General features: G+C 62.6%; 28 protein-coding genes. 19 read left to right on the top strand and 9 right to left on the bottom strand.

The window, feature by feature from the left end; translation table 11 throughout:
• Window positions 1–128 precede the first annotated feature (128 nt).
• The gene (ppa, locus tag QMO82_RS21635; protein WP_012559229.1) at window positions 129–665 is read left to right on the top strand and encodes an inorganic diphosphatase; all 537 of its coding nucleotides are present in this window, start codon (window positions 129–131) and stop codon (window positions 663–665) included.
• Window positions 666–669: 4 nt separating this feature from the next.
• Here the strand turns inward: ppa and QMO82_RS21630 are convergent, their stop codons facing one another.
• Together QMO82_RS21630 and QMO82_RS21625 are read right to left on the bottom strand one after the other, a co-directional pair.
• Window positions 670–981, bottom strand: a complete 312-nt coding sequence (locus QMO82_RS21630; protein ID WP_183608616.1) for a DUF167 domain-containing protein — start codon at window positions 979–981, stop codon at window positions 670–672.
• Window positions 978–1,268 carry a YggT family protein gene (locus QMO82_RS21625; protein WP_245433086.1) on the bottom strand — a complete coding sequence of 97 codons (291 nt, stop codon included), beginning with the start codon at window positions 1,266–1,268 and terminating at the stop codon, window positions 978–980. Before QMO82_RS21625 ends, QMO82_RS21630 begins: the two co-directional genes overlap by 4 nt.
• A gap of 139 nt (window positions 1,269–1,407) precedes the next feature.
• Between QMO82_RS21625 and QMO82_RS21620 the strand changes: the two genes are divergently transcribed.
• Window positions 1,408–2,643 (top strand): MFS transporter, encoded by a 1,236-nt coding sequence (locus QMO82_RS21620; RefSeq protein WP_183608617.1) that lies wholly within the window; start codon window positions 1,408–1,410, stop codon window positions 2,641–2,643.
• 23 nt (window positions 2,644–2,666) lie between these two features.
• On the opposite strand, the gene QMO82_RS21615 is transcribed toward QMO82_RS21620, so the two are convergent.
• From QMO82_RS21615 to hemC, 6 genes are all read right to left on the bottom strand, one after another.
• Window positions 2,667–3,431 carry a glutamine amidotransferase gene (locus tag QMO82_RS21615; RefSeq protein ID WP_246718341.1) on the bottom strand — a complete coding sequence of 255 codons (765 nt, stop codon included), beginning with the start codon at window positions 3,429–3,431 and terminating at the stop codon, window positions 2,667–2,669.
• A complete protein-coding gene (locus tag QMO82_RS21610; protein ID WP_183608618.1) occupies window positions 3,409–3,894 on the bottom strand; it encodes a TerB family tellurite resistance protein in 486 nt (161 codons plus the stop codon). The genes QMO82_RS21615 and QMO82_RS21610 overlap by 23 nt, the downstream gene beginning before the upstream one ends.
• Window positions 3,895–3,911: 17 nt before the next feature.
• Window positions 3,912–5,522, bottom strand: coding sequence for a heme biosynthesis protein HemY (locus QMO82_RS21605; RefSeq protein ID WP_183608619.1), 1,611 nt, complete (start codon window positions 5,520–5,522; stop codon window positions 3,912–3,914).
• A gap of 4 nt (window positions 5,523–5,526) precedes the next feature.
• The gene (locus QMO82_RS21600) at window positions 5,527–6,798 is read right to left on the bottom strand and encodes a COG4223 family protein (protein ID WP_183608620.1); all 1,272 of its coding nucleotides are present in this window, start codon (window positions 6,796–6,798) and stop codon (window positions 5,527–5,529) included.
• A 339-nt stretch (window positions 6,799–7,137) separates the two neighbouring features.
• The gene (locus QMO82_RS21595) at window positions 7,138–7,845 is read right to left on the bottom strand and encodes a uroporphyrinogen-III synthase (RefSeq protein WP_183608621.1); all 708 of its coding nucleotides are present in this window, start codon (window positions 7,843–7,845) and stop codon (window positions 7,138–7,140) included.
• Between the two features lie 7 nt (window positions 7,846–7,852).
• Entirely contained in the window at window positions 7,853–8,782 is a 930-nt protein-coding gene (hemC, locus tag QMO82_RS21590) for a hydroxymethylbilane synthase (RefSeq protein ID WP_183608622.1), read from the bottom strand.
• Window positions 8,783–8,854: 72 nt separating this feature from the next.
• On the opposite strand from hemC, the gene tsaD reads away from it, so the two are divergent.
• The 5 genes from tsaD to QMO82_RS21565 are packed head-to-tail and all read left to right on the top strand — an operon-like array spanning window position 8,855 to window position 12,319.
• Window positions 8,855–9,952 carry a tRNA (adenosine(37)-N6)-threonylcarbamoyltransferase complex transferase subunit TsaD gene (tsaD, locus tag QMO82_RS21585; RefSeq protein ID WP_183608623.1) on the top strand — a complete coding sequence of 366 codons (1,098 nt, stop codon included), beginning with the start codon at window positions 8,855–8,857 and terminating at the stop codon, window positions 9,950–9,952.
• Window positions 9,949–10,932: an NAD(P)H-dependent glycerol-3-phosphate dehydrogenase gene (locus QMO82_RS21580; RefSeq protein ID WP_183608624.1), complete on the top strand. Its 984-nt coding sequence runs from the start codon at window positions 9,949–9,951 to the stop codon at window positions 10,930–10,932. Before tsaD ends, QMO82_RS21580 begins: the two co-directional genes overlap by 4 nt.
• A 9-nt stretch (window positions 10,933–10,941) precedes the next feature.
• Entirely contained in the window at window positions 10,942–11,235 is a 294-nt protein-coding gene (locus tag QMO82_RS21575) for a YciI-like protein (RefSeq protein WP_183608625.1), read from the top strand.
• Window positions 11,236–11,237: 2 nt separating this feature from the next.
• Window positions 11,238–11,669 carry an EVE domain-containing protein gene (locus QMO82_RS21570; RefSeq protein WP_183608626.1) on the top strand — a complete coding sequence of 144 codons (432 nt, stop codon included), beginning with the start codon at window positions 11,238–11,240 and terminating at the stop codon, window positions 11,667–11,669.
• A complete protein-coding gene (locus tag QMO82_RS21565) occupies window positions 11,666–12,319 on the top strand; it encodes a methyltransferase (protein ID WP_183608627.1) in 654 nt (217 codons plus the stop codon). The genes QMO82_RS21570 and QMO82_RS21565 overlap by 4 nt, the downstream gene beginning before the upstream one ends.
• Window positions 12,320–12,325: 6 nt before the next feature.
• Here the strand turns inward: QMO82_RS21565 and QMO82_RS21560 are convergent, their stop codons facing one another.
• Window positions 12,326–12,805: a hypothetical protein gene (locus tag QMO82_RS21560; protein WP_183608628.1), complete on the bottom strand. Its 480-nt coding sequence runs from the start codon at window positions 12,803–12,805 to the stop codon at window positions 12,326–12,328.
• Between the two features lie 438 nt (window positions 12,806–13,243).
• Between QMO82_RS21560 and sdhC the strand changes: the two genes are divergently transcribed.
• From sdhC to QMO82_RS21500, 12 genes are all read left to right on the top strand, one after another.
• Window positions 13,244–13,639: a succinate dehydrogenase, cytochrome b556 subunit gene (gene sdhC, locus QMO82_RS21555; RefSeq protein ID WP_003582820.1), complete on the top strand. Its 396-nt coding sequence runs from the start codon at window positions 13,244–13,246 to the stop codon at window positions 13,637–13,639.
• A 10-nt stretch (window positions 13,640–13,649) separates the two neighbouring features.
• Window positions 13,650–14,030, top strand: coding sequence for a succinate dehydrogenase, hydrophobic membrane anchor protein (gene sdhD / locus QMO82_RS21550; RefSeq protein WP_183608629.1), 381 nt, complete (start codon window positions 13,650–13,652; stop codon window positions 14,028–14,030).
• Window positions 14,031–14,037: 7 nt separating this feature from the next.
• On the top strand, window positions 14,038–15,879 hold the full coding sequence (gene sdhA, locus QMO82_RS21545) for a succinate dehydrogenase flavoprotein subunit (RefSeq protein ID WP_183608630.1): 1,842 nt from the start codon (window positions 14,038–14,040) through the stop codon (window positions 15,877–15,879).
• A gap of 18 nt (window positions 15,880–15,897) precedes the next feature.
• The gene (locus QMO82_RS21540; protein ID WP_088677571.1) at window positions 15,898–16,677 is read left to right on the top strand and encodes a succinate dehydrogenase iron-sulfur subunit; all 780 of its coding nucleotides are present in this window, start codon (window positions 15,898–15,900) and stop codon (window positions 16,675–16,677) included.
• Window positions 16,678–17,036: 359 nt separating this feature from the next.
• Complete coding sequence (locus QMO82_RS21535; protein WP_183608631.1) at window positions 17,037–17,552, top strand: protease inhibitor Inh/omp19 family protein; 516 nt, start codon at window positions 17,037–17,039, stop codon at window positions 17,550–17,552.
• 64 nt (window positions 17,553–17,616) lie between these two features.
• A complete protein-coding gene (gene zapE, locus QMO82_RS21530; RefSeq protein ID WP_183608632.1) occupies window positions 17,617–18,780 on the top strand; it encodes a cell division protein ZapE in 1,164 nt (387 codons plus the stop codon).
• A gap of 178 nt (window positions 18,781–18,958) precedes the next feature.
• A complete protein-coding gene (mdh, locus tag QMO82_RS21525; RefSeq protein WP_003543522.1) occupies window positions 18,959–19,921 on the top strand; it encodes a malate dehydrogenase in 963 nt (320 codons plus the stop codon).
• 36 nt (window positions 19,922–19,957) lie between these two features.
• On the top strand, window positions 19,958–21,151 hold the full coding sequence (sucC, locus tag QMO82_RS21520) for an ADP-forming succinate--CoA ligase subunit beta (protein WP_183608633.1): 1,194 nt from the start codon (window positions 19,958–19,960) through the stop codon (window positions 21,149–21,151).
• Window positions 21,152–21,159: 8 nt separating this feature from the next.
• Window positions 21,160–21,651, top strand: a complete 492-nt coding sequence (locus tag QMO82_RS21515) for a DUF1579 family protein (RefSeq protein WP_183608634.1) — start codon at window positions 21,160–21,162, stop codon at window positions 21,649–21,651.
• Between the two features lie 13 nt (window positions 21,652–21,664).
• Window positions 21,665–22,567, top strand: coding sequence for a succinate--CoA ligase subunit alpha (sucD, locus tag QMO82_RS21510; protein WP_183608635.1), 903 nt, complete (start codon window positions 21,665–21,667; stop codon window positions 22,565–22,567).
• Window positions 22,568–22,740: 173 nt separating this feature from the next.
• Window positions 22,741–25,725, top strand: a complete 2,985-nt coding sequence (locus tag QMO82_RS21505) for a 2-oxoglutarate dehydrogenase E1 component (protein ID WP_183608636.1) — start codon at window positions 22,741–22,743, stop codon at window positions 25,723–25,725.
• A 15-nt stretch (window positions 25,726–25,740) separates the two neighbouring features.
• Window positions 25,741–26,049, top strand: coding sequence for a YciI family protein (locus QMO82_RS21500; RefSeq protein WP_183608637.1), 309 nt, complete (start codon window positions 25,741–25,743; stop codon window positions 26,047–26,049).
• Window positions 26,050–26,064 lie beyond the last annotated feature (15 nt).

Here is a 26,064-nt window from a genome sequence, read left to right as displayed (position 1 = left end):
GACATGCCTGTTCCAAAGATTCGACTTCTTTGCGCCGGTGCCATCACGCATTGGTGATCTCCAATGTTGCGTTGCCACATGAAACTGATTATCTGGCTGCGAGCAATTCAACTTCGCGGGAGTTTCCTATGCGCATCGATGCCATTTCAATCGGTAATAACCCACCTGAGGACGTCAACGTTATCGTCGAGGTTCCAGTTGGCGGCCATCCCATCAAGTATGAGATGGACAAGGAAGCCGGTACGCTGGTGGTCGATCGTTTCCTCTATACGCCGATGACCTATCCGGGCAATTACGGCTTCGTGCCGCACACACTGTCGGAAGACGGCGACCCGATCGACGTCCTGATCGCCAGCACCCGTCCGCTGGTTCCCGGCTGCGTCATCAATGTGCGCCCGATCGGCGTCCTGAAGATGGAAGACAATTCCGGCAAGGACGAGAAGATCATCGCCGTGCCGTCGCCGAAGCTGACGCTGCGCTATGAGAAGGTGAAGGATTACACCGACCTTCCTGAGATCACGCTGAAGCAGATCGAGCACTTCTTCGAGCACTACAAGGATCTGGAGCCCGGCAAGTGGGTGAAGATCTTCGGCTGGGGTGACTCCAAGGAAGCCGGCCAGCTTATCCTCGAAGCGGTCGAGCGCGCCAAGAAGACGAAAGGCTGATTGTTCAGCCGAAAAGTGCTTCGAGTTTTTTTGCCAAATCCTCCGGGTCGCCGTCGATCCGGAGGATTTTTTTGCGCGCGGTGTCGCCGGCAACGAGGCTGATGGACGATTTGGGAATGCTGAGAGATTGGGCGACGAGAAGGATCAGCGCCTTGTTGGCCTTGCCCTTTTCCGGCACGGATATGACGCGCGCCTTCAGATGGGATTTGCCCTCGCCATCGACCTCGATGCCATCGATCGCGTCACGCCCGCCATTCGGCGTCAGCCGGACGACGAGGCGCAGTTGATTACCGAAAAGGCTCCAGGGACGGCTCAAGCGACCAGCGGGTACAGCGTCGTCCAAAGCAAGGTGCGCAGGAAGAAGATAATCAGCAGCAGGATGATCGGCGAAATGTCGATGCCGCCAAGGTTCGGCAGAAAACGGCGGATCGGCTTCAGTACCGGTTCAGTGACGTTATAGAGGAACGTGCCGACCGAGTTGACGAACTGATTGCTGGAATTGATAACGTTGAACGCATAGAGCCAGGAAAAAATGGCGCTACCAATCAGGATCCAGGTGTAAATATTCAAAGCCAAATCAATGGTTTGAAACAGCGCAAACATCGTCGTCTCCAATTCGTTGTTGACAGACATGTAGACATTGGCGACTAAACGAGCAAGTGCCGTGTGGAGACGCACGGTGAATCATGTTTAACGGGCGGCTTTGCAGCTATTCCGGCGCCCGTCTCCTCGGAAAACACCCATGTCGTTTTCGCCCACCGGAGACCGTTTTGCCGCGTTCCGGCATTCGTCCTACACGCGGTTCTTCTTCGCGCGTTTCCTGCTTTCCTTCTCGCAGCAGATCGTCAGCGTCGCCGTCGGCTGGCAGATGTACGATCAGACGGGCAGCGCGATCTATCTCGGATTGATCGGTCTCGTGCAGTTCCTGCCGTCGCTGCTGCTTATCCTCGTCACCGGTTCGGTGGCCGACCGCTACAATCGCCGGGCGATCGCCGCCCTCTGCTCGCTGGTGAGCGCACTCTGCACGCTGGCGCTGCTGGTCATGACTTTGATGGGAAGCTTTACGCCGTTGCCTGTCTTCGCGGTGCTTTTGATCTTCGGCATCGAGCGCGCCTTCATGTCGCCGGCGGTACAGTCGCTGGCGCCCAATCTCGTGCCGGAGGAGGCACTCTCCAATGCGATCGCCTGGAATTCGTCCTCCTGGCAGCTCGCGGCAATCTCCGGGCCGGTGCTCGGTGGCCTGCTCTACGGTGTCAGTGCATCGACCGCCTATACGGTGGCGGTGATCTTTTCCATGCTCGGTGCCGCCCTTCTCTACATGATCCCGAAACCGGTGCAGAAGACGACCGGCGAGACCAAGAGCTGGGCGATGATCCTCGGCGGCTTCAGTTTCATCCGCGCCGAAAAGGTGGTGCTCGGGGCGATCTCGCTCGATCTCTTTGCCGTGCTGCTCGGCGGGGCCACGGCACTGATGCCGATTTTTGCGCGTGATATCCTTACCCTCGGGCCCTGGGGGCTCGGACTGCTGCGCGCCGCACCCGGCCTGGGCGCCATCGTCATGGCGATCTTCCTGGCCGCCTATCCGCTCAAACATCGCGCCGGCGTCTACATGTTCATCGGCGTCGCCCTGTTCGGCGTCGGAACGATCATCTTCGGCGTCTCGACCAACACGGAGGTCTCGATCGCGGCGCTGGCGCTGATGGGGGCGGCCGACATGGTGTCGGTCTATGTCCGCGAGAGCCTGATTGCGCTCTGGACGCCGGATCAGTTGCGCGGCCGCGTCAATGCGGTCAACATGGTTTTCGTCGGCGCCTCGAACGAACTCGGGGAATTCAGGGCGGGCACGATGGCATCGATCTTCGGCGCGGTGCCGGCGGTCGTTATCGGCGGCATCGGAACGCTTGCTGTGGCGGCGATCTGGGCTTCGAGTTTTCCCAAATTGCGCAGGATCGATGCGCTCGACGCGCCGACGGCATAGTCGGAAATCGATTGGGCAAAAGACTATGCGCGTAGCGCGACGGAAGACGTCGCCTTCGCCGCCTTGCCCTCGAAGACGATATCGAGGAATTCGGTCAGCCAGGCTCTCAGCGGCGCGTCGAACAGCATGCGGCCTTCGAGGTGTTCGCGGCCCTGCTGGGCGTTCGGCAGAATGAAGCGATGGGCGCCATGCACGACCCAGCGGTGCATCATCACCCGGGTGAGTTCGGCATGGAACTGCAGGCCCCAGGCATTGCCGTCGTAGCGGAAGGCCTGGTTCGGGTAGGCATCGCCTTCGGCCAGCAGATCGGCGCCGTGCGGCAGTTCGAAACCCTCGCGGTGGAAATGATAGACCATCTTCGGCCAATGCATCAGCAGCCGGCCCTTCTCGGTCGGGTGCAGCGGATACCAGCCGATTTCCGTCGAGCCGTCGGCGTTCGACTGCACCTTGCCGCCGAGCTGACGCACCAGCATCTGCGCGCCGAGGCAGATACCGAGATAGGGGCGTTTTTCCCGCAGCGGAATGTCGATCCAGTCGATTTCCTTCTTGATGAAGTCATCGGGATCATTGGCGCTCATCGGCCCGCCGAAGACGACGGCGCCGGCATGGTCTTCGAGCGTCGTCGGAAGCGGCTCGCCGAGAACCGGGCGACGGATATCGAGGCGGTAGCCCTTTTCGACGAGCAATTGGCCGACACGGCCGGGGCTCGACCGCTCCTGATGCAGGACGATAAGGATCGGGCGTTTGTCGCGGGGCCCGCTTGGGTCAGTCGGCATCGTCTTGCGCAACCTGAACATCAGTCACCCTGGCGGCGGCCTCCTGCCGCTTCTGGATGCGCTCGCGGGAGGATACGCCGAGCAGATCAGCGATACGCCAGATCACATGGTCTTCCATTTCGCTGCGTTCGCCATCGGCATAGACGATGTCCCAGAGAATGCCGATCAGCTCCAGCCGTTGCTCGGTGTTGAGATGGCGCTTCAGGTCGGCGGTGAAGCGATAATAGTCGACGGCCGAGCTTTCAGCTTCGAGGCCGGCGGCCATCAAAGCATCGAGCTGTTTGCCGTCGAGCGCATATTGCTCCTTCAGGAGCTTGCGCAGCCGCTTCTTTTCGCTGGCCTTGATCTGGCCGTCGGCCTCCATGACCTGCATGCAGAGCGCTGCCACTGTGATGCGCACATCATCCGGCGCGAAACCCTTCTTCGGACGGTCGGCAGTGAGATTCTGGAAGAATGCCTGAAAGCGTTCGAACATACGGTTTTCATTCCATTTCAGAAAAGGCGGAGCCGTGTCTTGGGTTCCGGTTCCACCCTGGGGTCGCGAACGCCGGGATCATCCGGCAGTCCGCCAAAGAAAGGCTTTGCCTCTTTCGGTGCAGGTGCCTTATCGCCGACGGCCGGTTCGACAGGCTTCTGTTTTGCTGGTGTCGATGCCGGGCGCACCGCCTCGGCAATCGTCGCGGCGCGCTCCAGCTCGATGATGCGATGATCGTTGACCGGGCTTTCCGGCCTGACGTCGCGCAACGGCGGCAGGGTCTTCAAGGCGGTTTCGATCGTGGCAGGCGCCGCACCGTCTTCGAGCGGACCCTCGATCTGGCCGAAGGGCGCCTTCCACTCGAAGGCGTCGAGGCGGCCGGTCACCGGTGACACCGGCAGCCATGTGTCGGAGACGAAGCCGTCCGCCACCCAGGCCGGATCGCGCGGCGCCTTGAGCGCCTGGGCCAGCCAGTGGCGCACACGGCCCTGGTCTCCGGTTTCGGCTTCCTCGATATCGGCAAGCAGCAGGAAGGCGGCTTCACGCGGCTGCATGCGGGCTGCCGCTTCCGCCTTGGCGCGGGCTCTTGCGAATTCCCGGGCGTCGAGTGCTGCCTGGGCGACGACGAGAAGGGATTCGACATTGTTCGGGCGCAGCCCCTCCAGCCGTTCGGCACGTTTCAGCCGGTCGAGCGTGGAATCGCCGCTGCGCGCCCTGACATAGGCCTGGCCGATCTCGGGATGCGGTGCCGATTTCCATGCCTGTTCGAGGATCGAGGCAGCCTTGCGCACGCCGCCTTCGCGAAACAGCGCCTTTGCGGCAATGAGGGCGGCCGGAATGAAATCGGCGGCAAGCTTCAGCGCCTGCAGGGCGTCGTCGCGGGCACCCGTCGGGTTGCTTTCCAGCTTCTCGCCGGCGCGCGCCGTCAGGAGGACGGCGTGCAGACGGTTGGCTTCAGGCTTTTCGACGACCCGGGCGGCCTTCTGCTGCTCGAGCAGGCGGAGCGCGTCGTCCCAACGGCCGGCCTGGCTGCGATATTCGAGCGTCGCCTGGGCGGCCCAGGGCAGATAGGGCGCGTTATCGGCCGCCTTTTCGGCATATTGGCGGGCCGCTTCATTGGCCCCGAGCCGGCGGGCTTCCAGATAGAGGCCGCGCAGGCCGAGCTCGCGCGTTTCGGGATCGTTGGCCATGGCCTCGAATTTGGCGCGTGCCTCGTCATGGCGGCCCTCGATCAGGGCGGCCTGGGCCTCGAGCAGGTTGATCAGTGGTTCCTGATCGGCGCGGATCAGGCCACGCGAGCGGGCGGCCATCTTACGGGCGAGCAGGGCATTGCCGGCGCCGGCGGCGATCAGGCCGGTCGACAGTGCCTGATAGCCGCGGTCGCGCTTGCGGGCGCGGAAATAACGCGTCACCGAATGCGGCGAGGTCCAGATCAGGCGGACGAACCACCAGGCGATCATCACGGCGGCGATCAGAGCGATGATGGCGCTGGCGGCGACGATCAGCCTCGTCTGATAGATCTTGCCCTCCCAGATCAGCGAGAGATCGCCGGGGCGATCGGCGAGCCAGGAGAAGCCATAGGCGAGAAGCAGCACGAAGAGGGCGAAGACGACAAGACGGATCAACATGGTCTCACCCTTCCTTACCGGTGCCGGACACCGCTTTCGACAGCGCCCCGCCGACCAGTTCCTCGACGCGGATACGCGCTTCGAGCGATTGCTTGAAAGCGGCGGATGCCTGCTTGCCTATGGCCGGCAAAGAGTTCCATTCGGCGGAAGCGCCTGGCAGATCGCCGTTCTTCACCTTCTCCTCCATGCGGGCGGCGATCGCTTCGACGCTTTCGCCCTCGATATTGCCGACGGGACGGACTGTTACCAACGACTTTGCGCTCGACATCAGCCGGTCCGACCAACTCTGGTTCGGATCCGGCTGGTTGACGGCTTCGACGATCGCGGTGGCGACATCGGGAGCCTGCCGCACGAGTTCGGTGCGCGAGGGAATGCCGGTCTCGGCAAAGGCCCGAAGGTCGGCGACGGCCGGATCGTCGGGTGCGACGCCGGCGAAGGTATCGAGCTCGGCCAGGAACGGGCCGCCGCGATCGATCGCCGCCTTGAGGGCGGCCGCGGCGATCGCCTTGGCGACGGCGACATCCTCGCGCGGTTCGTTCAGCTTCTTTTCGGCCTCTTCCAAGCGCTTGGCGATATCGGCGCCGTTGGTCGTCTGCTGCTCGGATGACTGGGCAAGCGTCGAGCGCAGCTGATCGACCTGACCGGTCAGTTCCGCAATCTTCTGGTTGAGTGCCTCGACGTTACCAGAATCGGCCGGTGCGGCGACTGTGGGGGCCTTCGCTGCCGTTTCCAGCGCAGCGACGCGCTTCTCAAGCTCACCATTATCCGCGCTCCCCGGATTGGCGGCAAGGTTGGCGACAGCCTGTTTCAGGCCGTCGATCTCGCCGGCAAGATCGGCCGTCTCCGGCGAGGTCGTCTGCGGCGCGGAGGAGCCCGGGAGGTAACCGGCATACTGGATAGCGCCGGCGCCAAGCAGCGCCACGAGGCCGCCGAAGATGCCGGCGGCAATGAGACCGGAGGTGCCGGCGTTCTTCGGCGCTGGCTGTTCGGGAGGAGGGGTGAAGGAAGGTTCCGGAGCTGCCGGTTCCTCCTCCGGCGCATCCATCGCAGGCTTCTCTTCATATTCGGCATGCGACGCAGTCTCGGTTCCGGGCGGCAGGCCGACATCGGCCGCAGCGGTGCTGTCGGCGTCGGCGGTTTCATTGTCTACCGGTTTTTCGGTATCGGCTGCAGCGGCGAATTCCTGTGCATCGAGGTCGATCGTGACCGGCTCGTCGGCGCTCTTCGAATGGCGTGGCGGGTTTCCCGATACCATGAGGTCCTCTTTATTCTGCATTGCAACGAAACTAGACAGTGATGCCAGTTAAGGGAAGAGGTTAGATCAAATTTGGGCGGTTAGAGCCTTTCCTGGTCAGATTGAATCATTCTGTTGGCTCAAACGGAGTCGGATGCTCGACCGGCCGGCGCGCGTCGTAGCCCAGCTCTACGGCCAAGCCGGCCGGTCGAGCAGGCGGCCCGTTTCAGCCAACCCGAAGGGCCGGGCATCTTTGCGCCAGGATCAGAGGCGATCGGCTCGGACGTACCTTGGGGTATGCCCTTCGCCAATCGCCTCTGCCCTGACGAAAACCTGCTCCGGCAGAATGCTGCAATCTGACCAGGAAAGGCTCTAAAGCCTTCAAAGCAGCGACAAAAGGCTTTTCTCATCCGGCATCGGCGAAATCGTTACGTTTTTTCGGAGCGCCCCCGGAACGGCCTCCGCGACCGCCTCGCTAAGGCACAGGAGGCGAATTGCGCTGCGCTTCGGCAGGGCCGACCACGGCTCCGGCAGACGAAAGAAATCCACGGCCGTCTGGCGGGAATAGAAGAGGATGGCGTCCGGGTAACCGTTAGCGAAGATCGCGTCGATCTCGGCGGGATCGGGGGCGGCCGGCTGCATGCGGTAGCATTCGGCGACGGAAAAATGGATGCCGAGCTCGCGCAATCTTCCTTCAAAAGTCTCGGCGCGCGGGGTGCCAGCGAGGTAGAGCAGCGTGCCCGGTTTATGCGCCGCGACGAGATCGGCGAGATCACGACCGTTGCCCTGGGATGAGGCGACCGATCGGAAGCCGAGGCTGCGCGCTTCTTCCGCCGTCGTTTCCCCCACCGCGAAAAGCGGGCGGGCAAGATGCGGACGAAGTTTCTCACCGAGAGCGGAGAGGACCCTGATGGCCTCGGCGCTGGTCACCGCGATTGCGCCGCTGGTGGTTGCAAGCGCGCCGGCGGCGGCGGCACTGTCATGGACCGGCCAACGCAGCGGTAGCAGCAGCGGATCGTGGCCCATATCGCGCAGACGTTGTGCGGTTGTCGTCGCCGAATGGGCGGGGCGGGTGACGAGCACGCGCATGGCCGCGTCAGTGCCAGTCGTCGAAGAACGCGCTGCCGGCCCTTGCGCGCACGTCCTGGCCGGCGCGGGTGCCGAGTGCGGCCGCATCGCGGCGGTGGCCGTCGGTCGTCACCGCATGCTGGCTGCGGCCATCGGGCGTGATGATGAGGCCGGAGAACCGGATCAGGTCGCCTTCGCAGACAGCATAACCGCCGATCGGCGTGCGGCAGGAGCCGTCGAGTGCGGCGAGGAAGGCGCGTTCGCAGGAGACGGTGTCGAAAGTCGGCGCGTCGTTGACCGGCGCCAGCAGATCGTCGACCCTGGCATCGCCGATGCGGCTTTCGATGCAGATCGCCCCCTGCGCCGGCGCCGGCGGGAAGGTGTCGGGATCGAGGATATCGGTCAGTACGTCGACCTTGCCGAGGCGTTTCAGGCCGGCAAGCGCCAGCAGGGTCGCATCCACCTCGCCCTCTTCGAGCTTGCGCAGGCGGGTTTCGACAAGGCCGCGGAAGGTGATGACGTTGATGTCAGGCCGCATGCGGCGGATCAGCGCCTGGCGGCGGAGCGATGAGGAACCGACGGTGGCGCCATGCGGCAGGTCGATCAGTTTGCGCGCGGTGCGGCCGATGACGGCGTCGCGGATATCTTCGCGTGGCAGGTAGGCGGAGAGATAAAGCCCCTCGGGCAGCTTCGTCGCCATGTCCTTGGCGGAATGCACGGCGAAATCCAGCTCGCCGGCGGTAAGCTTCTGTTCAAGTTCCTCGGTGAACAGGCCCTTGCCGCCGATCTCGGCCAGCGACCGGTCGGTGATGCGGTCGCCCTTGGTCGTCAGCACGATGATCTCGAACATTTCCTCGGGCAGATGATGCGCCGCCATCAGCCTGTCGCGAGCCTCGTGCGCCTGGGCAAGGGCCAGCGGGCTGCCTCGCGTGCCGATCCGGAAAGGTTTTGTTTGCATCCGCTCTATTCCGTTGTTACCGGAGTTCTCGTAAACGGGTTTCCATCCCATCGCAATCAACGAACAGGCTTCATGGTTCCCTTTCTGCGCATCCTTGGCATCGAAACGAGCTGCGACGAGACCGCCGCCGCGGTCGTCGAGCGCGATGCGGAGGGGCATTCCAACGTGCTGTCGGATGTCGTGCTTTCCCAGCTCGACGAGCATAGCGCCTATGGCGGCGTGGTGCCCGAGATCGCCGCACGCGCCCATGTCGAGGCACTGGACGAGCTGATCGCGGAGGCGCTGAAGCGCGCCAATGTGTCGCTCGACGAGGTCGATGCCATTGCCGCCACCTCCGGGCCGGGGCTGATCGGCGGGCTGCTGGTGGGGCTGATGACCGGCAAGGCGATTGCCAGAGCCGCCGGCAAGCCGCTTTATGCGGTCAATCATCTCGAGGGCCATGCGCTGACGGCGCGGCTGACGGATGGGCTTGCCTTTCCCTATCTGATGCTGCTCGTCTCGGGCGGCCATACCCAGCTGATCCTGGTGCGCGGCGTCGGGCAATATGAGCGCTGGGGCACGACGATCGACGATGCGCTGGGTGAAGCCTTCGACAAGACGGCAAAGCTGCTCGGCCTGCCCTATCCCGGCGGACCGGCGGTGGAGCGGATGGCGCGCGACGGCAATGCCGATCGTTTCGACTTCCCGCGGCCGCTGGTTGGCGAGGCGAGGCTCGACTTCTCCTTCTCCGGCCTGAAGACGGCGGTGCGGCAGGCGGCACAGGATATCGCGCCGCTCAGCGATCAGGATGTGGCGGATATCTGCGCCTCGTTCCAGAAGGCGATTTCGCGGACGCTGAAAGACCGTATCGGCCGCGGTCTGCAGCGGTTCAAGACGGAATTCCCTGCTCCTGGCGAAGAGCCGGCGCTCGTCGTTGCCGGCGGTGTCGCCGCCAATCTCGAACTGCGCGCCACATTGCAGGCGCTGTGCGACAAGAACGGCTTCCGTTTCGTCGCGCCGCCGCTGCATCTCTGCACCGACAATGCCGTAATGATCGCCTGGGCAGGACTGGAGCGGATGGCCACAGGTGCGGCGCCTGATACGCTCGACGTGCAGCCGCGCTCGCGCTGGCCGCTTGATTCCAGGGCGGAGACGCTGGTCGGTTTCGGAAAAAGAGGGGCCAAGGCATGAGCGAAAACATCGCCGTTGTCGGATCGGGGGCTTTCGGCACGGCGCTCGCCGCCGTCATCGCCCTTGCCGGCCGCAGCGCCGTGACGCTCGTCGGGCGTAATCCGGCACTGATGGAAGATCTGAAGAGCGAACGGCTGCATGATGCTGTGCTGCCCGGCATTTCTCTGCCCGATACGCTGGAATTTTCCGCCGAGGCGGATGCGATCACCGGCGCCTCCATCGTGCTTTTTGCGATGCCGTCGCAGGCGCAGGCCGATGCGGCGCGGCAATATGGCCCCTATCTTGCCAAGGATGCTGTGGTCGTCACCTGCGCCAAGGGCATCGAGCGGGCGACGGGCAATCTTCTGACCGACATGTTGGAACGGGAACTGCCGGACCATTCCGTCGCCGTGCTCTCGGGCCCGGGTTTTGCCGCCGATATCGCCAAAGGCCTGCCGACGGCGATGGCGATCGCGGCTGATGACATCGAGACCGCGGAGCGGCTCGCTCAGGCGATATCGGGCCGGACCTTCCGGCTCTATGCTTCCAACGACCGGATCGGCGTGCAGCTCGGCGGCGCGCTCAAGAATGTGCTGGCGATCGCCTGCGGTATCGTCGAAGGCCGCGGCATCGGCGATTCCGCGCGTGCGGCGCTGATTGCGCGCGGGCTTGCGGAAATGTCGCGTTTCGTCGTCGCCAAGGGCGGCCAGGCGGATACGGTGCGCGGGCTTTCCGGTCTCGGCGATCTGGTGCTGACGGCGACGAGCCATCAATCGCGAAACCTGCGCTTCGGCATCGCGCTCGGGCGCGGTGACAAGACCGATCCGCTGCAGGGCGCACTGGTGGAAGGCGCGTTTGCCGCTTCCATCGCCGCGCGGCTTGCGGCGGAATTGAAGGTCAGCATGCCAATCACCGATGCCGTTTCCGCGATCATCGACGGCAGGCTCGATATATCAGAGGCGATCGAGCAGCTGATGACGCGCCCGATCACCACCGAATAGGAGACAGACATGCTTTTCGCCCTTCTCTGCAAGGACAAGCCGGGACATCTGAACGTGCGCATGGAGACGCGTCCGACACATATTGACTATCTGAACGGGCTGAATGCCGAGGGCACGTTGAAGATCGCCGGCCCGTTTCTGGATGACGAGGGCAAGGCCTGCGGCAGCCTGATCATCGTCGAAGCGGAATCGAAGGAGGCGGCGCGTGCGCTTGCCGATGCCGACCCTTACGCCAAGGCCGGGCTGTTCGAAAGCGTCGAGGTCAAGGCCTACAACTGGGTCTTCAACAAGCCGGAGGCGTGAGCATGGCGCACTGGCTTTATAAATCCGAGCCCGCCTCCTGGTCCTGGGAGCAGCAGAAGGCCGCCGGCGAAAAGGGCACGGAATGGACCGGTGTCCGCAACTATCTGGCGCGCAACAACATGCGGGCAATGCAGATCGGCGACAAAGGCTTCTTCTATCATTCCAATGACGGGCTGGAGGTCGTCGGCATCGTCGAAGTCGCGGCGCTGTCGCATCCCGATTCCACCGCCAAGGATGATCCGAAGTGGGATTGCGTCGATATCCGCGCCGTCATGGACATGCCGAGACCGGTGACGCTGAAGGATGTCAAGGCGAGCGAGAAGCTTGCCAAGATGGCGCTCGTCACCTCGATGCGGCTGTCGGTGCAGCCGGTGACCGAGGAGGAATATCTCGAAGTCTGCCGCATGGGCGGGCTGGACAATCCGCCGCGTTGAAAACCGATCCGCAAGCCTTCATCCGCGCCAATACCAGCGTGATGGCGCCGCCGCACGTGCCGGAGATTTCGCTCCATCTGGCAAGCGAGGCGCATGAGCTGTGGCTGAAGACGGAGGAGGAGCTGGAGGCGATCGGCCTGCCGCCGCCCTTCTGGGCTTTCGCCTGGGCGGGCGGGCAGGGGCTGGCGCGCTACATCCTCGATCACCCGGAAACGGTGCGCGGCAAACGCGTGCTCGATTTCGCCAGCGGCTCCGGCCTCGTCGGCATTGCGGCTGTCATGGCCGGCGCCCGGGAGGTCACGGCCTGTGATATCGATCCCTGGGCGGGAGCCGCGGTCCGGCTGAATGCCGAGGCGAATGGCGTTCCTCTCGGATTTACCGGCGCCGATCTGATCGGGCAGGCGATCGATGCGGATATCGTGCTTGCCGGCGACGTGTTTTACGACCGCGCGTTCGCCGATGCGCTCGTTCCCTGGTTCGCCAGGCTGGCGACCGAGGGCAAGCCGGTGCTGGTCGGTGATCCCGGCCGCAGCTATCTGCCGAAAGATCGGCTGAAATTCTGCGCAGCCTATGAGGTGCCGGTGACGCGGGCGCTGGAGGATAGCGAAATCAAGAAGACGACGGTGTGGCGGTTCGGCTCCGGTTCCTAAAATACTCTAAGGCCGGATGACGCAGACATTGGCCTCGTAGGCGCAAGGATCGTCCTGGACGGCGACATCGATGACCTTCGCCTTCGGGGCCTGCGGCTCGGGCTGTGCCGCCGCGTAGTAGCCGTAGCCGCCGACATAAGTTCCGCCATCGACCTGATAGGCATAGGAAGAGCCGGCATAGGTGCCGTCGTCGCCAGTCGGCGCCGCGCCTGTGACGATGATGAGATTGCCGCGGCCCAAGCGATGTGTCGCCGGCGAGGAAAACCGTGTCAGCATCGGCATCCCCCTACCGGATCGGTGGCCGAAAGCGTGGTCGACACGGATGCCGCGATCTCGCCAGCTTGCGCGTTCGCCGAGCAGCAATCCGTTGTGGAAGGTGTGGCGATGGCCGGGAAAGCGATCATGGCGGCGCTCGCCGGCGGCGGCCGGAAGTGCGACAAGCGCGGACAGGGCAATCAGGGTGACGACGGACAGACTGCGAAACATGGGCGCCGGCCTCCGAAAATCCAGTCGTAAACAAATCGTTAACGCCAGATTGCGCCAAAAGCCGGAGCTTGTCCATGTGCCGGGAAAGAACGAGATAAATATTGAGCGTAAAAGGTCAGTTTTATGAAGGGGGGTTCAGTTTCTTGTGAAGGCGCAGAATCTTCTAATCGTTTGTTTTTAGCCAAGTGCCGGCAAAATGGCGTCGCACCTGGTCTGGGAAAACCGCTTCGCATTTTCCTGGAGTTGCTCATGCCGGCAAACTTCCCGGCAACCCGAATCGATTAAATTAGAAGCAGACAGCGATTGTGCTTGTCGTCGGCGTTTCCGGTGATTAAACGTCGCAATTGATGCAACGCACACAGAGGATTTTGTCATTCGTGTGGTTGACTGAGCATGCTCCGAAATCCGGGAGCGCAGAGAAGCCGCCGCGAGGTTCTGATGGCGAACGTGACAAATAACCGGCCCCTGTCGCCGCATTTGCAAATTTACAAACCTATTCCCACCATGGTCATGTCCATCGTCCACCGGATTACCGGTGGGGCGCTTTATGTCGGCACGCTGCTGGTCGCCTGGTGGCTGATCGCGGCGGCCAGCGGCCAGGGCTCCTATGACTGGGCGAACTGGGTGCTCGGCAGCCTTCTCGGCAAGCTCGTGCTGCTTGGTTATACCTGGGCGCTGCTGCACCACATGCTCGGTGGTTTCCGCCATTTCATGTGGGATCTCGGCTACGGCTTCGAGAAGGAATTCTCGACCAAGCTCGCCATCGCCAATGTCATCGGGTCGCTCTGTCTGACCGTGCTGGTCTGGGTGATCGGCTTCCTCATTCGCTTCTGAAGGTCCTCTCATGGATATGCGCACCCCCCTCGGCAAGGTTCGCGGGCTCGGCTCCGCCAAGGACGGCACGGACCATTTCTGGCGTCAGCGGCTGACGGCTGTCGCCAATGTTCCGCTCATCCTCTTCTTCCTCTTCTTCATGCTCGCCTATGCCGGCGCGCCCTATGCGGATGTGGTTCGCGCCCTGTCGAACCCCTTCGTCGCCGTCGTCATGGGGCTGATGGTGATCTCCGGCGTCATCCACATGAAGCTCGGCATGCAGGTCATCATCGAGGATTACGTGCATGGCGAGTTCGGCAAGATCGCGCTTCTGATGCTGAACACCTTCTTTGCGATCCTGATCGCCGGCCTCTGTCTCTTCGCCATTCTGAAAATTGCATTCGTAGGATAAGCTCGATATGGCACCGACTTCACCCGCCCAGAACGGCAAGGCCTACAAGTATATCGATCACTCCTACGACGTGATCGTCGTCGGCGCCGGCGGCGCCGGCCTGCGCGCCACGCTCGGGATGGCCGAGCAGGGTTTCCGCACCGCCTGCATCACCAAGGTGTTCCCGACCCGCTCGCACACGGTCGCGGCCCAGGGCGGCATCGCCGCCTCGCTGCGCAACATGACGCCGGACAGCTGGCAGTGGCACCTTTACGACACCGTCAAGGGTTCCGACTGGCTCGGCGACGTCGACGCCATGCAGTATCTCACCATGGAAGCGCCGAAGGCGGTCTATGAGCTGGAACACTACGGCGTGCCGTTCTCGCGCAACGAGGAAGGCAAGATCTATCAGCGCCCGTTCGGCGGCCACATGCAGAATTACGGCGAAGGCCCGCCGGTACAGCGCACCTGCGCCGTCGCTGACCGTACCGGCCACGCCATTTTGCATACGCTCTACGGCCAGTCGCTGCGCAACAATGCCGAATTCTTCATCGAGTATTTCGCGCTCGACCTGATCATGTCGGAAGACGGCAGCCGCTGCACCGGCGTCGTCGCCTGGTGTCTGGATGACGGCACGATCCATCGCTTCGCCGCCAAGATGGTGGTGCTGGCGACCGGCGGCTACGGCCGCGCCTATTTCTCGGCAACCTCTGCCCATACCTGCACCGGCGACGGCGGCGGCATGGTGGCGCGTGCCGGCCTGCCGCTGCAGGACATGGAATTCGTCCAGTTCCACCCGACCGGCATCTACGGTTCGGGCTGTCTGATCACCGAAGGCGCGCGCGGCGAAGGCGGTTACCTCGTCAACTCCGAGGGCGAACGCTTCATGGAGCGCTACGCACCTTCGGCCAAGGACCTGGCCTCGCGCGACGTCGTTTCGCGCTGCATGACGCTGGAGATCCGCGAGGGCCGCGGCGTCGGCAAGAACAAGGACCACATCTTCCTGCATCTCGATCATCTCGATCCAGCGGTTCTGCATGAGCGGCTGCCGGGCATTTCCGAGAGCGCCAAGATTTTCGCGGGCGTCGACGTCACGCGCGAGCCGATCCCGGTTCTGCCGACCGTTCACTACAATATGGGCGGCATTCCCACGAATTATTGGGGCGAAGTGCTGAACGCCGACAGCGCCAATCCGGAACGGATCATCCCCGGCCTGATGGCCGTGGGTGAAGCCGGCTGCGCCTCGGTGCACGGCGCCAACCGCCTCGGTTCCAACTCGCTGATCGACCTCGTGGTCTTCGGCCGCGCCGCGGCGATCCGCGCCGGCGAGGTGATCGACCGCGCAGCGCCGATCCCGCATCTTAACGTCGCAGCCTGCGACAGGATCATGGACCGCTTCGACGGTCTGCGTCACGCCAGCGGCGGCACGCCGACGGCTGATCTGCGCGAAAAGATGCAGCGGGCCATGCAGGAAGACGCCGCCGTCTTCCGCACGCAGGAATCGCTGGAATCCGGCTGCCGGCGCATTTCGGCGATCTGGGGCGAGATGCAGGACATCAAGGTCACCGACCGTTCGATGGTCTGGAATTCCGACCTCGTGGAAACGCTCGAATTGCAGAACCTGATGGCCAACGCCATCACGACGATCTACGGCGCCGAGGCCCGCAAGGAGAGCCGCGGTTCGCATGCGCGCGAGGATTATAACGAGGGTGCATTTGCCGGCCGCGACGACGTCAACTGGCGCAAGCACACGCTTGCCTGGGTGAACGAGGCGGGCGACGTGAAACTCGACTACCGGCCGGTTCACACCGAGCTCATCGCCGAAGGCATCGATCCGCATAAGATCGAGCCGAAGGCTCGCGTGTACTGATCTCAAGAGGAACCTGGTATGGTTGAACTCGCTCTCCCCAAGAATTCTCAGATGCGCGAAGGCAAGGTCTGGCCGAAGCCGGCGGGTGCGACGAACACCCGCGAGTTCCGCGTCTACCGCTGGAGCCCGGATGACGGGCAGAACCCGTCGATCGACACCTTCTACATCGATGTCGACGATTGCGGGCCGATGGTGCTCGACGGCCTGCTCTACATCAAGAACAAGATCGACCCGACGCTGACGCTGCGGCGCTCCTGTCGCGAGGGCATCTGCGGCTCCTGCGCGATGAACATCGACGGCACCAACACGCTTGCCTGCACCAAGGGCCTCGATGATATCAAGGGTGCGGTGAAGATCTATCCGCTGCCGCACCTGCCCGTCGTCAAGGATCTGGTGCCCGACCTCACCAACTTCTATGCCCAGCACCGTTCGATCGAGCCGTGGCTGAAGACGGTGTCGCCGGCGCCGGCCAAGGAATGGAAGCAGAGCCACGAGGACCGTCAGAAGCTCGACGGTCTCTATGAATGTATCCTCTGCGCCTGCTGCTCGACCTCCTGTCCGAGCTACTGGTGGAACGGCGACCGCTATCTCGGTCCGGCCGTTCTGCTGCAGGCCTATCGCTGGCTGATCGATTCCAGAGACGAGGCGACCGGCGAGCGTCTCGACAATCTCGAGGACCCGTTCCGCCTCTATCGCTGCCACACGATCATGAACTGCGCGCAGACCTGCCCGAAGGGCCTCAATCCGGCCAAAGCGATCGCCGAAATCAAGAAGATGATGGTCGAGCGCCGCGTTTGATCAGCATGCATGCCGACGGCGGAATAGACGGCTTCGATCCCGAAGCCGTCTTTAAGTCCGACCGCGGCTGGCTTTAGCGCGGGCGCAATCCTTTCTGGAGAGCTCGTTCGATGATTATTCCGAGACATTGCGGGATTTCGGCAGTGATCCGCAGAGAGATCAACGCGCGCAACACCTTGCTGACAAATTCTATGTGCAGGAAGTTTTGCAGCGGGACAGTTGAACTGTATCGTTTTTCGGTTAGTTGTTGTCACGGGCAATTTATGCAGCCCGACTTGATTAACCAAAGCGAATTACGATAATCGGACTTGTCTCACGCCCGTTTCTCTGCGGCGCTAGCCGAATTCAGGAGTATGATGATGCAGTTGCGATATGCGATGACAGGTCTGGTGGTGGCTCTCGCGCTAGCCGGTTGTCAGCGTACGGCATATGATTACAGCTCCAGCCCGAATGCCGGGCCGGCGCCGTTGACGGCGCAGCCGGTGCCCTCGGTGCAGGGCGGGCAGCTGCCGCCGGTCAACAATTCGCAGTTTCCGGCGGCACCGACGGCGACGCCGGCATCGCTGCCGGGTGCTCAGACCGGCGCAATGGCGGCGAATGCGCTTGACGTCACCAAGGAATCGATGGTCGGAAGCTGGCGTGTCAACGGCAGCTGCGACATGTTCCTGACGCTGACCAATCTCGGCAGCGGTTCACGCGGCGGTACCCGCGGCTGCGTCGGCGAGCTGACGGCGATGGGTTCCTGGGAGGTCTCCGGCAAGCAGGTGCTGCTCAAGGATCGCTCGGGCAACCAGCTCGGCAGTGTCTACAAGACGGCCGACAACCGCTTCGACGGACAGACGAGCACAGGCCAGCAGATCAGCCTCAGCCGGTAAAGAAACCGGCGCGGTAAACGATCCGGCGGGTCTCCGCCGCTGACTGACAGGCGGACATGCCCTCATGCAACCAATGCCGGATTATGCGCTCAGCGTCTGCGAACAGCTTAAAGCGCTGACCGCATCGGGTGCGCTTCAGGTCGATTCCGCCCAGATGGACGTGGCAAAGAGCCTCGACCGGGTGCTTGCCGGACTGAAGCAGCGGCGGCCGGCGGCAAAATCGAGTGCGCTGGGCTGGCTGTTCGCCGCCAAGAAAAAATCCGCCGACGGCACCAAGGGGCTTTACATCCATGGTAGCGTCGGCCGCGGCAAGACCATGCTGATGGACATGTTCTTCTCGATGGCGCCGTGCCGGAAGAAACGCCGGGCGCATTTCCACGAATTCATGGCGGATGTGCACAACCGCATCGCCGCCCACCGGCTGAAGCTCAAGAACGGCGAAACCAAGCAGGCCGATCCGATGCCGCCGGTCGCCGCAGCGCTTTACGAGGAAGCGGAACTGCTTTGCTTCGACGAATTCACCGTCACCGACATCGCCGATGCGATGATCCTGTCGCGGCTGTTCTCCGAGCTTTTCGCGCGCGGGTGCGTGCTGGTCGCGACTTCGAACGTCGAACCCGACAATCTCTACACGGATGGTCTCAATCGCGGCCTCTTCCTGCCCTTCGTTGCCCTGCTCAAGCAGCATGTCGATGTCGTCACCCTGGATTCGCCGACCGATTACCGGATGGAGAAGCTGAACAGCCAGCCGGTCTATCTGGTGCCGATCAGCGAGCACAACGACATGGCGATGGATGCGTCGTGGACGCAGGCGCTGCATGGGCGCAAGGCGCAGCCGCTGGATATTCCGATGAAGGGCCGCCACATCCATGTGCCGCTCGCCGTCGACCGCATGGCGCGGTTCTCTTTCGCCGATCTTTGCGACAAGCCGCTCGGGGCGGCCGACTTCCTGGCCATCGCCCGGCGTTTCGATATTGTCTTCGTCGATCACATTCCCTTGCTCGGGCCGGAAAAGCGGAACCAGATCAAACGGCTCATCATTCTGGTCGATACGTTCTACGATCATGCCGTGCGGCTCTACATTTCCGCAGCCGCCATGCCGGAGGAACTGCTGGTGCAGCGCCGGGGCACCGAGGGCTTCGAATTCGACCGCACGGCATCGCGCCTGTTCGAGATGCGCAGTGCCGAATATCTTGCGCTGCACCATGAAAAACGCGCCGCAGAGTAACAACTCGGTGACAGAATATCTTACGTTTACGTAAGAATTTTTGTATCTAAACGATTGAAAACGCTGCATCAAAATTAATGGTTTGCCATTTTTTGGCTTTGGGTCTATGCGATTGCGTCATTGGGCGGTGCCTTGCTGCGCGCTGCTCGACGAATTTGATCGCAAAGGAAACAGCGAAATGGCGCGTAACAAGATCGCACTCATTGGTTCTGGCATGATTGGTGGCACGCTGGCGCACCTCGCCGGCCTGAAGGAACTGGGCGACATCGTCCTTTTCGATATTGCGGACGGCATTCCTCAGGGCAAGGGTCTCGACATTTCCCAGTCGTCGCCGGTCGAAGGCTTCGACGTCAATCTGACCGGTGCGAGCGACTATTCCGCGATCGAAGGCGCCGACGTCTGCATCGTCACCGCCGGCGTCGCCCGCAAGCCGGGCATGAGCCGCGACGATCTTCTCGGCATCAACCTCAAGGTCATGGAGCAGGTCGGCGCCGGCATCAAGAAATATGCGCCGAACGCCTTCGTGATCTGCATCACCAATCCGCTCGACGCCATGGTCTGGGCGCTGCAGAAGTTCTCCGGCCTCCCGGCCAATAAGGTCGTCGGCATGGCCGGCGTTCTCGACTCCTCGCGCTTCCGTCTTTTCCTCGCCAAGGAATTCAACGTCTCCGTCCAGGACGTCACGGCCTTCGTGCTCGGCGGCCACGGCGACACGATGGTGCCGCTTGCCCGTTACTCCACCGTCGGCGGCATCCCGCTGACCGACCTCGTCACCATGGGCTGGGTCACCAAGGAACGCCTCGAAGAAATCATCCAGCGCACCCGTGACGGCGGCGCCGAAATCGTCGGCCTTCTGAAGACCGGCTCCGCCTATTACGCTCCGGCCGCCTCGGCGATCGAAATGGCCGAATCCTACCTCAAGGACAAGAAGCGCGTTCTGCCCTGCGCTGCTCATCTTTCCGGCCAGTACGGCGTCAAGGACATGTATGTCGGCGTTCCCACCGTCATCGGTGCCGGCGGCGTTGAGCGCATCATCGAAATCGACCTCAACAAGACCGAGAAGGAAGCCTTCGACAAGTCCGTCGGCGCCGTCGCCGGTCTCTGCGAAGCCTGCATCAACATCGCGCCTGCCCTCAAGTAGTCGATGGGCTGAACTAATCGAAATAGGGATAGACCCATGAACATTCATGAATATCAAGCCAAGGCTCTGCTGAAGGGCTATGGCGCGCCGGTTGCCGAGGGTGTGGCTATTCTCAAGGTCGAAGAGGCCGAGGCTGCCGCCAAGTCGCTTCCCGGCCCACTTTACGTGGTCAAGAGCCAGATCCATGCCGGCGGCCGCGGCAAGGGCAAGTTCAAGGAACTGTCGCCGGAGGCCAAGGGCGGTGTACGGCTCGCCAAGTCGATCGACGAAGTCGTTTCCCATGCCAAGGAAATGCTGGGTCATACGCTGGTGACGGCGCAGACCGGCGAAGCCGGCAAGCAGGTCAACCGCCTTTACATCGAGGACGGTGCCGACATTGCCCGCGAACTCTATTGCTCGCTGCTGGTCGACCGCTCGGTCGGTCGTGTGGCTTTCGTGGTGTCCACCGAAGGCGGCATGGACATCGAAGCTGTCGCCCACGACACGCCCGAGAAGATCCAGACGATCGCCATCGATCCGGAAGCCGGCGTGACGGCTGCCGACATTGCCACGATCTCCAAGGCTCTGCAGCTCGAGGGTGCTGCCGCCGAAGACGCCAAGTCGCTCTTCCCGGCATTGTACAAGGCCTTCAACGAGAAGGACATGGCGCTGCTCGAGGTCAATCCGCTGATCGTCATGAAGGATGGACATCTGCGCGTTCTCGACGCGAAGATGTCCTTCGACGGCAATGCGCTCTTCCGCCACGACGACGTCAAGCTTCTGCGCGACGAGACCGAAGAAGACGCCAAGGAAATCGAGGCCTCGAAGTGGGACCTCGCCTACGTCGCGCTCGACGGCAATATCGGCTGCATGGTCAACGGTGCCGGTCTTGCCATGGCGACCATGGATATCATCAAGCTCTACGGTAAGGAGCCGGCTAACTTCTGCGACGTCGGCGGCGGCGCCGGCAAGGAGAAGGTTGCTGCGGCTTTCAAGATCATCACCGCAGACCCCAAGGTCGAAGGCATTCTCGTCAACATCTTCGGCGGCATCATGAAGTGCGATGTCATTGCCGAGGGCGTGATTGCCGCGGTCAAGGAAGTCGGCCTCAAGGTTCCGCTCGTCGTGCGCCTTGAAGGCACCAATGTCGAGCTCGGCAAGAAGATCCTGAACGAGTCGGGTCTGGCGATCACGGCGGCTGACGACCTGGACGATGCGGCCAAGAAGATCGTCGCGGCGATCAACGGCTGAGAACGATCATGGCCTTCCAGTCCACGCCCTCCGCTGCTCATTTCCGTCTCAACGCCTTCGCCGGCGCATGGGAAGGGGAGGAGTGCATCGCGGGGTCGGCGTGGACGAGTGAAGGCAAGGCCAGTGCGGAGCTTTCCGGCGAGACGCTGTTCGGCGGGTTTTTCCTCGAACAGCGCTATCGCCAGACGCGCGATGGTGCAGTTTCGTTCGAGGCCCGAAATGTTTTCGGCTTCGATGCATCGGACCAGAGCTACAAACTCTACCAGTTCGATACCGCAGGTTTTGCGCCGCCCATGCCGGCTTCCGGCGCGTGGAACGGCAATGAACTCGTGCTGATGAAGACTTCGCCGCGCGGCAGACAGCGCACCGCATTCACTTTTGAAAATGAAGACTGCTACCGGATGGGCGTCCGCTTTTCGCCTGCAGGCAGCGATACTTGGCAGGAGGTCGTCAGCGGCATCTATCGTCGCACGTCCCCCACGTCTTCCAACCTCTCCTAAACAAAGGCCTCGCATGTCCATTCTCGTCAACAAAGACACCAAGATCCTTGTTCAGGGTCTGACCGGCAAGACCGGCACGTTCCACACCGAACAGGCGCTCGCCTACTACGGCACGCAGATGGTCGGCGGTATCCACCCGAAGAAGGGCGGCGAAACCTGGGCCGGCTCGAAGGGCGAAAGCCTGCCGATCTTCGCAACCGTTGCCGAGGGCAGGGAAAAGACCGGCGCCAATGCATCCGTCATCTATGTTCCGCCGGCCGGTGCAGCCGATGCGATCATCGAGGCGATCGACGCCGAGATCCCGTTCATCACCTGCATTACCGAAGGCATCCCGGTCATGGACATGGTGCGCGTCAAGGCCCGCCTCGACCGCTCCAAGTCGCGACTGCTTGGGCCCAATTGCCCGGGCATCCTGACGCCGGAAGAGTGCAAGATCGGCATCATGCCGGGCTCGATCTTCCGCAAGGGTTCGGTCGGCATCGTGTCCCGCTCGGGCACGCTGACCTATGAGGCCGTCTTCCAGACATCGAACGAAGGTCTCGGCCAGACGACGGCCGTCGGCATCGGCGGCGACCCGGTCAAGGGCACCGAGTTCATCGACGTCCTGGAATTGTTCCTGGCCGACGAAGCCACGACCTCGATCATCATGATCGGCGAAATCGGTGGTGCGGCTGAAGAAGACGCAGCCCAGTTCCTCAAGGACGAGGCCAAGAAGGGTCGCAAGAAGCCGATGGCCGGCTTCATTGCCGGTCGTACGGCGCCGAAGGGCCGCACCATGGGCCATGCCGGTGCTGTGGTATCCGGCGGCAAGGGCGATGCGGAATCGAAGATCGCGGCGATGGAATCGGCAGGCATCAAGGTGTCGCCGTCTCCGGCCCGCCTCGGCAAGACGCTGGTGGAAGTCCTCAAGGGCTAAAACCACTTAAAGACCCCGGGCGGAGGAACGGCATCTGCGCCTTTCCGCCCGGCCTTGACGGTAAGAGACATGCAGATGCGCCGCGGACAGGCGGCAATCGAATGCGGCAGCCGGCGATCGAGCCGGCAAATTCATCAAAGTCAGGAGGCGGGCGGAAGCGTCCGCGTAAAACCATGGCACGGCAAGAAGCCAACGAGCAATTTCAGATCACCTCGTTTCTGGATGGCGCCAATGCTGCCTATATCGAGCAGCTCTACGCCCGTTATGAAGACGATCCCAACTCGGTCGACGATCAGTGGCGGTCCTTCTTCAAGGCACTGGAAGACGATCCGAACGACGTGAAGAAGGCAGCCAAGGGCGCTTCCTGGCGCAGGAAGAATTGGCCGCTGCAGGCAAGCGGCGATCTCGTCTCGGCGCTGGATGGCGACTGGGGCATCGTCGAGAAGGTCATCGAGACCAAGATCAAGGCGAAGGCCGAAGCTGCCGGCCAGCCGGCGAGTGCTGGCGACGTGCTGCAGGCAACGCGCGATTCCGTGCGCGCCATCATGATGATCCGCGCCTATCGCATGCGCGGCCACCTGCATGCCAAGCTCGACCCGCTCGGCATCGCCGCTTCGGTCGACGATTATCGCGAACTGTCGCCGGAGAATTACGGCTTCACGGCCGCTGATTACGACCGCAGGATCTTCATCGACAACGTGCTCGGCTTGGAATATGCCACCATCCGCGAGATGATCGATATTCTCGAGCGCACCTATTGCTCGACGCTCGGCGTCGAATTCATGCATATCTCCAATCCGGAAGAGAAGGCGTGGATCCAGGAGCGCATCGAAGGACCGGACAAGGGTGTGGCCTTCACGCCGGAAGGCAAGAAGGCGATCCTTGCCAAGCTCGTCGAAGCCGAAGGCTACGAACAGTTCCTCGACGTCAAGTTCAAGGGCACGAAGCGTTTCGGTCTTGACGGTGGCGAATCGCTGATCCCGGCGCTGGAGCAGATCCTCAAGCGCGGCGGCCATCTCGGCCTCAAGGAAGCCGTATTCGGCATGGCCCATCGCGGCCGCCTGAACGTGCTCTCCCAGGTCATGGGCAAGCCGCACCGGGCGATCTTTCACGAGTTCAAGGGCGGCTCGGCCGCTCCCGACGAGGTCGAGGGCTCTGGTGACGTCAAGTACCATCTCGGCGCCTCCTCCGACCGCGAATTCGACGGCAACAAGATCCACGTTTCGCTGACGGCGAACCCGTCGCATCTCGAAATCGTCGATCCTGTCGTCATGGGCAAGGCCCGCGCCAAGCAGGACATGAATGCCGCGGTCTGGGACGGTGACATCATCCCGCTTTCCGAACGCGCCAAGGTTCTGCCGCTGCTGATCCATGGCGACGCGGCTTTTGCCGGCCAGGGTGTCATTGCCGAAATCCTCGGCCTTTCCGGTCTGCGCGGCCACCGCGTCGCCGGCACCATGCATGTGATCATCAACAACCAGATCGGCTTCACCACGAACCCGGCCTTCTCGCGCTCGTCGCCCTATCCGTCCGACGTCGCCAAGATGATCGAGGCGCCGATCCTGCACGTCAACGGCGACGATCCGGAAGCGGTCGTCTACGGGGCCAAGATCGCCACCGAATTCCGCATGAAGTTCCACAAGCCTGTGGTGCTCGACCTGTTCTGCTATCGCCGCTACGGCCACAATGAAGGCGATGAGCCGTCCTTCACGCAGCCGAAGATGTACAAGGTGATCCGCGCCCACAAGACCGTGCTGCAGCTCTACGCGGCCCGTCTCGTCGCCGAGGGCCTGCTCACCGAAGGTGAGGTCGAGAAGATGAAGGCCGATTGGCGCCTCCACCTCGAGCAGGAGTTCGAAGCCGGCCAGCAGTACAAGCCGAATAAGGCCGACTGGCTGGACGGTGAGTGGTCGGGCCTGCGTACGGCCGACAATGCCGATGAGCAGCGCCGCGGCAAGACCGCTGTGCCGATGAAGACGCTGAAGGAGATCGGTCGCAAGCTGTCGGAGATCCCGGCGGGCTTCAACGCGCATCGCACGATCCAGCGCTTCATGGAAAACCGCGCCAATATGATCGCCACCGGCGAGGGTATCGACTGGGCGATGGCCGAAGCGCTCTCCTTCGGCGCGCTCTGCGTCGAAGGCAGTAAGATCCGTCTGTCCGGCCAGGATTGCGAACGCGGCACCTTTTCGCAGCGCCATTCCGTGCTCTACGATCAGGAAACCGAAGAACGCTACATCCCGCTTGCCAATCTCTCGCCGACGCAGGGACGCTACGAAGTCATCAATTCGATGCTTTCGGAAGAGGCCGTGCTCGGTTTCGAATACGGCTATTCGCTCGCCCGCCCGAATGCGCTGACGCTCTGGGAAGCGCAGTTCGGCGATTTCGCCAACGGCGCGCAGGTGGTCTTCGACCAGTTCATCTCGTCGGGCGAACGCAAGTGGCTGCGCATGTCGGGCCTCGTCTGCCTGCTGCCGCATGGCTATGAAGGTCAGGGTCCGGAACATTCCTCGGCCCGCCTCGAGCGTTTCCTGCAGCTTTGCGCCGAAGACAACATGCAGGTCGCCAACGTCACGACGCCGGCGAACTACTTCCACATCCTGCGCCGGCAGCTGAAGCGCGACTTCCGCAAGCCGCTGATCCTGATGACGCCGAAGTCGCTGCTGCGCCACAAGCGGGCGGTCTCGACGCTTGCCGAAATGGCCGGCGAATCCGCCTTCCATCGCCTGCTCTGGGACGATGCCGAGGTGATCAAGGACGGCCCGATCAAGCTGCAGAAGGACAACAAGATCCGCCGTGTCGTCATGTGCTCCGGCAAGGTCTATTACGATCTTCTCGAAGAGCGTGAAAAGCGCGGCATCGACGACATCTATCTCCTGCGTGTCGAACAGCTCTATCCGTTCCCGGCAAAGGCGCTGATCAACGAGCTGTCGCGCTTCCGCAATGCCGAGATGGTCTGGTGCCAGGAAGAGCCGAAGAACATGGGCGCGTGGTCGTTCATCGACCCCTTCCTCGAATGGGTGCTCGCCCATATCGACGCGAAGTACCAGCGCGTCCGCTACACCGGCCGTCCGGCCGCCGCCTCGCCGGCAACGGGCCTGATGTCCAAGCATCTGTCGCAGCTCGCCGCATTCCTCGAGGATGCATTGGGCGGCTAAAACAAGGGGGGCGCAATGGCTTATTTCTTTCTGAGACTGCTGCCGCCGCGCCCCACTTTCCCGCATGACGGGACCGGGGAGGAAATGGCGGCGATGAAACGCCATGTCGAATACTGGCATCGGCACGCCCTTGCGGGATCGGCTGTTATAGTCGGTCCCGTCTTCGAGGGTGAAGGCGCCTGGGGCATGGCGATCGTCGAAGTCGAGGATCAGCCGGCGGCACAGCTTATTGCCGACGGCGATCCGATCATCGCTTCCGGTTTCGGTTTCCGTTTCGAAATTCTGCCGATGCCCTCGATCATTTTGCGGCCGCCCGCCGTCTGAAACGCATAAACGAAA

Source organism: Rhizobium sp. BT04, assembly GCF_030053135.1.
Taxonomy (GTDB): Bacteria; Pseudomonadota; Alphaproteobacteria; order Rhizobiales; family Rhizobiaceae; genus Rhizobium; species Rhizobium binxianense.
Note: the sequence above shows the minus strand (reverse complement) of the source record. Positions and strands in the feature narration are given on the sequence as shown.